Below are 613 nucleotides of genomic sequence, written 5' to 3' on the forward strand. Positions count from 1 at the left end.
AATTTTTAGGAGGATATTTAACAATGAAAAAAATCGCTACAGCTACAATTGCAACTGCAGGAATCGCTACTTTCGCATTTGCACACCATGACGCACAAGCAGCAGAACAAAATAATGATGGGTACAATCCAAACGACCCTTATTCATATAGCTACACTTACACAATCGATGCTGAAGGTAACTACCACTACACTTGGAAAGGTAACTGGAGTCCAGATCGTGTAAATACTTCATATAACTATAATAATTATAATAACTACAACTACTATGGTTACAATAACTATAGCAACTACAATAACTACAGTAATTACAACAATTACAACAACTATCAATCAAACAACACGCAATCACAAAGAACAACTCAACCGACTGGTGGTTTAGGCGCAAGCTATTCAACATCAAGTAGTAATGTTCACGTTACAACAACTTCTGCGCCATCATCAAACGGTGTATCTTTATCAAACGCTCGCTCAGCATCTGGTAACTTATACACTTCAGGTCAATGTACATATTATGTATTTGACAGAGTAGGTGGCAAAATCGGTTCAACGTGGGGTAACGCAAACAACTGGGCAAACGCTGCAGCACGTTCTGGTTACACAGTAAACAATTC

Annotated in this window: 1 protein-coding gene; it reads left to right on the plus strand. The window is 38.0% G+C overall.

The window, feature by feature from the left end; translation table 11 throughout:
* Positions 1-23 precede the first annotated feature (23 nt).
* Positions 24-613, plus strand: a 590-nt coding sequence (locus AC1Q7N_RS11715; RefSeq protein WP_002470793.1) for a CHAP domain-containing protein, incomplete at its 3' end; no start/stop codon positions are given.

It is taken from the genome of Staphylococcus sp. GW823-FHT05F06 (genome assembly GCF_058795495.1).